This is a genomic window from Chrysiogenia bacterium, assembly GCA_020434085.1.
Lineage (GTDB): Bacteria > JAGRBM01 > JAGRBM01 > JAGRBM01 > JAGRBM01 > JAGRBM01.
Genome location: JAGRBM010000158.1, coordinates 1 through 6,589, shown reverse-complemented (window position 1 = coordinate 6,589; position 6,589 = coordinate 1). Strand labels below are relative to the sequence as shown.

Genomic DNA, 6,589 nt, shown 5'->3' with positions numbered 1-6,589 from the left:
CGGAAGATTCGCAGGCGCGGATTCTCGACATCGGCACCGGCAGTGGGGCCATCGCGTTGGCGGTGCTGAAAGAGCGCCCGGGCGTGAGCGCGGTCGCCACGGATGTCTCGTCGGAGGCGCTGGCGCTAGCGAAAAAGAACGCAGAGGTGCTCGGGCTCTCGGAGCGCGTGGCGTTTCGTGAGGGCTCGCTTTTGGAGCCGGTTGAGGTGGGCGAGACTTTTGAGGTTGTCGCCTCGAACCCGCCCTACATCGCCGAGGCGGAGATGGTGGGCCTGATGCCCGACGTGCGGGAGTTTGAACCCCGCGGCGCGCTCACCCCCGGCGGGGACGGGCTTGCATTGGTGCGGCAGATCATCGAAGGGGCCGGGCCGTTTGTGAAACCCGGCGGCTTGCTGCTCATCGAGATCGGTGCCACGCAGGGGGAGGCGGCCTACGCGCTGGCCGAGGCGGCGGGCGCCTGGCAGGACATTGAAGTGCGGCGCGATCTTGCGGGCCTGGACCGCACGCTGATCGCGCGAAGAAGGGACCACTAGGGTCATGGACAAGTTCGTAATAGAAGGCGGCACCCGGCTCGAAGGCACGGTGCAGGTCTCCGGCGCAAAGAACGCAGTGCTGCCCCTGATGACCTGCGCGCTGCTCTCCGAGGGTGTCTCGGAAATCGACCGCGTGCCTAACCTGCGCGATGTGCGCACGATGCTCAAGCTCATCGAGCGCCTGGGTGCGTCCACGACCTTCGCCGGGAACAGCGCCACCATCAATGCGGCGGCCATCAAGGAGTTCGAAGCGCCCTATGACCTCGTAAAGACGATGCGGGCCTCGGTGCTGGCACTTGGGCCGCTTGTTGCGCGCTTCGGGCGCGCACGCATTTCCCTTCCGGGCGGCTGCGCAATCGGGGCGCGGCCCATCGACCAGCACCTGAAAGGTCTCGAAGCTCTGGGCGCGGAAATTGTTCTTGAACACGGCTACGTCGAGGCGCGCGCCAGGCGGCTCAAGGGCGCGACCTTCACCTTTGATGTGAAAAGCGTGACCGGCACCGAGAACCTCATCATGGCGGCCGCGCTGGCCAAGGGTGAGACCGTCTTCCACAACGCCGCCTGCGAGCCCGAAGTGGTGCAGATCGCCGATGCGCTCAACCAGATGGGCGCGAGCGTCGAAGGCGCAGGGACCGATACGATTCGCGTGAAGGGAGCCGACTCGCTCGTGCCCTTCAAGCTCGACGTCATTCCCGACCGCATTGAGGCCGGCACGCTGCTCGTCGCGGGCGCCATTGCCGGCGGACCCGTGCGGGTCGAGGGCGTGGTCTACGATCATGTCGATACCGTAGTGGAAAAGCTCATCGAAGCGGGCGCGAAGGTGAAGATCGAGGACGATGCGATTACGGTGAGCGCGAAGGGGCGCCTCAAGGGCGTGGACATCAGGACCAAGCCCTTTCCCGGATTCGCCACGGACATGCAGGCCCAGTTCATGGCCCTGTTGGCACTTGCGGAGGGTAGCAGCGTGTTCTCGGAGACCGTCTTCGAGAACCGCTACATGCACGCGCAGGAACTCCAGCGTCTGGGAGCAAACATCTCGGTCGAGGGGCGCACCGCCGTCGTGAAGGGCGTGAAGAAGCTCTCGGGCGCGCCGGTCATGGCCACCGACCTGCGGGCCTCGGCATGCCTGGTGCTGGCGGGCCTTGTTGCCGAAGGTACGACCGAAGTGCTGCGTATCTATCATCTCGATCGGGGCTATGAGCGCCTCGAAGAAAAACTCGGCCGCCTGGGCGCGCGCATTCAGCGCCTCCCCATGGAAGGAGTCTGAACATGTCGGATCTGTTTTCAATCGCCATCGCCAAGGGCCGCGTCCTCGCCGATACGGTCGATCTGTTTGAGCAGGCGGGCTACGACGTCTCGCCCCTGCGCGAGGAATCGCGCAAGCTGATCTTCGATCTCGAAGACGCGGGCATCCGCATCCTGGTCGTGCGTTCCCAGGACGTGCCGGCCTACGTCGACCGCGGCGCCGCCGATGCGGGCGTTGTGGGCAAGGACGTCCTCGAAGAACACGGCTACACGCTCTATGAGCCGCTGGACCTCAAGATCAGCGAGTGCCGCCTGATGGTGGCGGGTCCGAAGGACGCGCCCAAAGAGGCGCGCATCGGACCGTTGCGCATTGCGACGAAATACGGGCAGCTCGCGACCCAGCACTACTCGCGCAAGGGAATCCGCATCGACGTGGTACACCTCTATGGCGCGATCGAGCTGGCGCCGGCGACCGGCATTGCCGACAAGATCGTCGACCTCGTCGAGACCGGCGGAACCCTGCGTGCCAACGGATTGCAGGAAGAAGAGCTGGTCATGCGCTCGACTGCGCGCTTCATCGTGGGTCGCGCGGCCCTGCGCCTGAAGTCGGCCAAGGCGCGCGAGGTGATCGAGCGCCTGGGCAAGGTCGTTCCCCAGGGAGTGGCGGCATGAAGATCGTCAGGGCGGACTCTCCCGCCTTTGAAAAGGAATTCGCGCGCATTGAAAAGCGCGGCGCCGAAATCGGCGGCGCGGTGGCCGAGGGCGTGCAGAAGATCATCGCCGACATCGCTCGCGCCGGTGACCGGCCCCTGTTTGCCTACACCAAGCGCTTCGACGGGCTGACGCTGAGCAAACGGAACCTCGTCATCGCGAAGGCCGACCTCAAGAAGGCCTACGACAAGATCGATCCCAAGCTTCGCAAGGCGCTTCGCACAGCGGCCGCGCGCATCCGCGCCTATCACGAGCGCCAGCGGCGCGAGTCCTGGCAATTCAGGGACGCTTCGGGGGCCAAGCTGGGCCTTCGCTACACGCCGCTCGATGCCGTGTGCCTCTACGTGCCCGGCGGCAAGGCGGCCTATCCCTCGACGCTGCTCATGACAGCAACGCCCGCGAAGGTCGCCGGGGTAAAGAATATCTACGTGGCCTCGCCGCGCGCGTCGCTGCAGGAGAACCCGGTGCTGCTGGCCGCCGCCCACGTGGCCGGCGTCGACAGCGTCTACCGCATCGGCGGCGCGCAGGCCGTGGCGGCCTTTGCCTACGGGACGGCCTCGGTGCCGCGCGTGGCGAAGATCGTCGGTCCCGGCAATGCCTGGGTGACCGAGGCCAAGCGTCAGGTATTCGGGCAGGTGGGCATCGACCAGCTCGCCGGTCCCTCGGAGATTGTGGTGATTGCCGATGGCAGCGCCGATCCGGAGCGCGTTGCGTGGGATCTGCTCTCGCAGGCCGAGCACGATGAGTCGGCGACTGCGGTGTTGCTCACCACGGATGCCGAACTGGCCGAAGCGGTTTCCGCCGAGGTGAAGGCGATCGTGAAAACCAGCCCGCGCAAGGAGATCCTGCAGGACTCGCTGCGCAGCTTCGGACGGATCTTCATCGTGCCGCGCGTGTCCATGGCCATCGATCTGGTCAACCGGTTGGCGCCCGAGCACGTGGAGCTGTATTTGAAGAAGCCGGAGTCGCTGGTTCCGAAGATCCGCAACGCCGGCGCCATCTTCATCGGTCCGTGGACGCCTGAAGCGGTTGGGGACTACATCGCCGGCTCCAACCACGTGCTTCCCACGGCGGGCGCGGCGCGCTTTGGTTCGCCGCTGGGAGTCGACGATTTTCTCAAGAAGACCAGCACCGTGGCCTTCAGCGAGGGCGCGCTGCGCGCCCTGGGCCCGGACATTGTGACGCTGGCCGAGTCCGAGGGGCTGCATGCCCATGCCGGATCGGTGAGCGTGAGACTGAAGAAGAAAGCGAAGCGATGAAGAAGCTGCCGCCGGACTATGCCGAGCTCCTCCAGCCCGCGCTGGAGGAAATGGCCCCGTACGAGCCCGAGAAGGGCAAGGCCGGGCTGTGCCTGGACGCCAATGAGTCGCCCTATGCGCCAAGCCGCGCGATGCGCGCGAAGGTGGCGGCGCTGGCGCGCGAGATCGATCTCAACCGCTACCCTGACCCAATGATGGGGGATCTCTCGGCGCTCATTCGCAAGCACTACCGTGTGCGCCGCGACGCCCGCGTGGTCTTCGGCAACGGCTCGGACGAGATCATCGGAATCCTGTGCGCGGTCTTTGCCGGCGGGAGCCGCAAGCGCGCCCGCCTGCTGGTGCCGACGCCGTCGTTTTCGATGTACGGCCAGATCGCGCGCGGCCTCGGCTACGACGTCGTCGGCGTACCGCTCGATGAGAACTTCGACCTCGACGTCGACGACTGGGCGAAGGTGCTGGTTCGAAAACCCGCAAACGTGATCTTCCTGGCGACGCCGAACAATCCCACGGGCAATTGCTACGATCCCGACGCGGTGAGCTGGCTGGTGCGAAACTCCGGCGCCATCGTGGTGGTGGATGAGGCCTACGGCGATTACGGCGAGATCAGCTTTGCCGACCGCGCCGGCAAGGAACCCAACCTGGTCGTGCTCAAGACCCTCTCGAAAGTGGGCTTCGCCTCGCTTCGGCTGGGCATGGCGCTGACAAGCGAAGCCATCGCCGAGCAGATGGAGAAAGTGCGCCTTCCCTACAACATCAGCACGTTTTCCCAGCGGGTGGCCGAGCTCTATTTCCGTGAGCCTGCCGAGACGAAAAAGCAGACCGAGACCCTGGTGCGCGAGCGCAAGGGGCTGGCCGAAAAGATGCGGACCCTCGAGAATGTGGAAGTCTTTCGCTCGGACGCGAACTTTCTGCTCTTCCGCACGCCCAAAGCGCCGCAGCTCCACAAGAAGCTGCTCGCTGAGGGGATCCGCATTCGCAACCTCTCGCGCCCCGGGCCGCTGGAGAACTGTTTGCGGGTCACCATTGGCACTCCGGCCAACAATCGCGCATTCTGGAATGCACTTCGCAAGAATCTCGAAGGAGGTGCCTGAACATGGCACGAACCGCGAGCATCGAACGCAAGACCAAGGAGACCGAGATCTCCCTGACGCTGAATGTGGATGGAACCGGCGAGCGCAGCATTGAGACGCCCGTGCCGTTTCTCAACCACATGCTCGAGCAGATCGCCGTGCACGGCAAGGTGGACCTGACCGTGAAGGCGACCGGCGACGTGGAGGTCGATTACCACCACACCGTCGAGGACCTGGGCATCTGCCTGGGACAGGCCTTTGAGAAGGCGCTCGGCGACAAGGCGGGTATCTCGCGCTACGGCAATTTCAGTGTTCCGCTCGATGAAGCACTCAGCCGCGCGGTGGTGGATTTCTGTGGCAGACCCTATTTCGTCTACCGCAACGAACCCCTGCGCCCGGGCCGCGTCGGCGACTTCGACGTGGAGCTGGTGGCCGAGTTTTTCCAGGCCTTTGCCAACCACGCCCGCGCCAATGTGCACATCATCATGGAATACGGCGAGAACCGGCATCACCTCGTGGAGGCCTCCTTCAAGGCCTTCGCCCGCGCCATTCGCGCGGCGGTGAAGGTCGAGGGCGGCGGCGTGGCTTCTTCCAAGGGCGCGCTCTAGAACATTTCGGCAGAAGAGCAGCATGAGCATTTCGATCATCGATTACGGCCGCGGCAATCTGCGCAGCGTGCAGAAGGCCTTCGAGACCGTCGGGCATGAGGCGCAGATCATCTCGCGCGCGCAGGACATCGAGCGCGCTGAGCGCCTGGTGCTTCCAGGGCAGGGCGCCTTCAAGGACTGCATGGCCACGCTCGAAGGGCAGGGCATGGTTGCGCCGCTGCGCAGCTACCTGGCTTCGGGAAGGCCCTACCTCGGCCTGTGCCTGGGACTCCAGATCCTTTTCGACTGGAGTGAGGAACACGGCGGCGCCGAGGGGCTCGGCGTTGTTGCCGGCAAGGTCCCGCGCTTTGTCTCGCCCCTTCGCGGTGAGAACGGCGAGCACCTCAAGGTCCCCCACATGGGCTGGAATGCCGTAGAGTTCGTCGGCGACCAGCCGCTCTTTGGCGGAATCGAGTCGGGCACGTATTTTTACTTTGTGCACTCCTACTACGTGGCGCCTGAGGATGGCTCGGTCGCGGCGGCGCGCACGCGCTACGGCATCGACTTCGTATCGGCCATTCGCAAGGGACCGATCATGGCGACGCAGTTCCATCCGGAGAAAAGCCAGAAGGCGGGCCTGTCGGTCATCAAGAATTTCTGCGAGCTCTCCGGCGAGGCATAGACACCAGTGGATTTCTACCCGGCAATCGACATTCGCGGCGGCAAGTGCGTCCGCCTGCTCCAGGGCGACTACGACAAGGAAACCATCTACGGCGAAGATCCGGTTGCCATGGCCAAACGCTGGGAGAGCGAGGGCGCCCGGTGGCTGCACCTGGTAGATCTCGACGGCGCGCGTGAAGGGATTCCCAGAAACCGCGACCTGATCAAGGCTGTGGTGGAGGCACTCTCCATTCCCGTCGAACTTGGCGGTGGTATTCGCGACGTGGCCACGGCGAAGGCCTATCTCGAAGTCGGTGTGGAGCGGGTCATCATCGGCTCGATCCTGCACAAGGACCCGAAGATCGCGCAGGCCATTCTCGAAGATCCCGCCTGCGCGGGCCGCGTGGGCCTTGGCATCGATGCCAAGGGCGGCAAGGTCGCGGTGGCGGGCTGGGAAGAAGTCACCGAGAAGACCGCGCTGGAGTTTGTCCAGGAATATGCGAAGTGGAATCCGCCGGTAGTCG

8 protein-coding genes are annotated in these 6,589 nt (G+C 64.9%); all 8 read left to right on the top strand.

What is annotated here, in order from left to right:
- On the top strand, positions 1–533 hold a 533-nt coding region (locus KDH09_05335), incomplete at its 5' end, for a peptide chain release factor N(5)-glutamine methyltransferase (protein MCB0219099.1).
- Positions 534–537: 4 nt separating this feature from the next.
- On the top strand, positions 538–1,800 hold the full coding sequence (murA, locus tag KDH09_05330; GenBank protein MCB0219098.1) for a UDP-N-acetylglucosamine 1-carboxyvinyltransferase: 1,263 nt from the start codon (positions 538–540) through the stop codon (positions 1,798–1,800).
- Positions 1,801–1,811: 11 nt separating this feature from the next.
- A complete protein-coding gene (locus tag KDH09_05325; GenBank protein ID MCB0219097.1) occupies positions 1,812–2,450 on the top strand; it encodes an ATP phosphoribosyltransferase in 639 nt (212 codons plus the stop codon).
- Positions 2,447–3,748, top strand: coding sequence for a histidinol dehydrogenase (hisD, locus tag KDH09_05320; protein MCB0219096.1), 1,302 nt, complete (start codon positions 2,447–2,449; stop codon positions 3,746–3,748). The genes KDH09_05325 and hisD overlap by 4 nt, the downstream gene beginning before the upstream one ends.
- Positions 3,745–4,839 carry a histidinol-phosphate transaminase gene (gene hisC / locus KDH09_05315; protein ID MCB0219095.1) on the top strand — a complete coding sequence of 365 codons (1,095 nt, stop codon included), beginning with the start codon at positions 3,745–3,747 and terminating at the stop codon, positions 4,837–4,839. The genes hisD and hisC overlap by 4 nt, the downstream gene beginning before the upstream one ends.
- Positions 4,840–4,841: 2 nt before the next feature.
- Positions 4,842–5,426, top strand: coding sequence for an imidazoleglycerol-phosphate dehydratase HisB (gene hisB, locus KDH09_05310; protein MCB0219094.1), 585 nt, complete (start codon positions 4,842–4,844; stop codon positions 5,424–5,426).
- A 22-nt stretch (positions 5,427–5,448) separates the two neighbouring features.
- Positions 5,449–6,087, top strand: coding sequence for an imidazole glycerol phosphate synthase subunit HisH (hisH, locus tag KDH09_05305; protein MCB0219093.1), 639 nt, complete (start codon positions 5,449–5,451; stop codon positions 6,085–6,087).
- A gap of 6 nt (positions 6,088–6,093) precedes the next feature.
- Positions 6,094–6,589, top strand: a 496-nt coding sequence (locus tag KDH09_05300; protein ID MCB0219092.1) for a tRNA-dihydrouridine synthase, incomplete at its 3' end; no start/stop codon positions are given.

What these genes read in the sequence shown, in the direction of transcription:
- hisD (MCB0219096.1), top strand. Translation starts at nt 2,447, where the DNA reads ATGAAGATCGTCAGGGCGGACTCTCCCGCCTTTGAAAAGGAATTCGCG.
- murA (MCB0219098.1), top strand. Translation starts at nt 538, where the DNA reads ATGGACAAGTTCGTAATAGAAGGCGGCACCCGGCTCGAAGGCACGGTG.
- hisB (MCB0219094.1), top strand. Translation starts at nt 4,842, where the DNA reads ATGGCACGAACCGCGAGCATCGAACGCAAGACCAAGGAGACCGAGATC.
- hisH (MCB0219093.1), top strand. Translation starts at nt 5,449, where the DNA reads ATGAGCATTTCGATCATCGATTACGGCCGCGGCAATCTGCGCAGCGTG.
- hisC (MCB0219095.1), top strand. Translation starts at nt 3,745, where the DNA reads ATGAAGAAGCTGCCGCCGGACTATGCCGAGCTCCTCCAGCCCGCGCTG.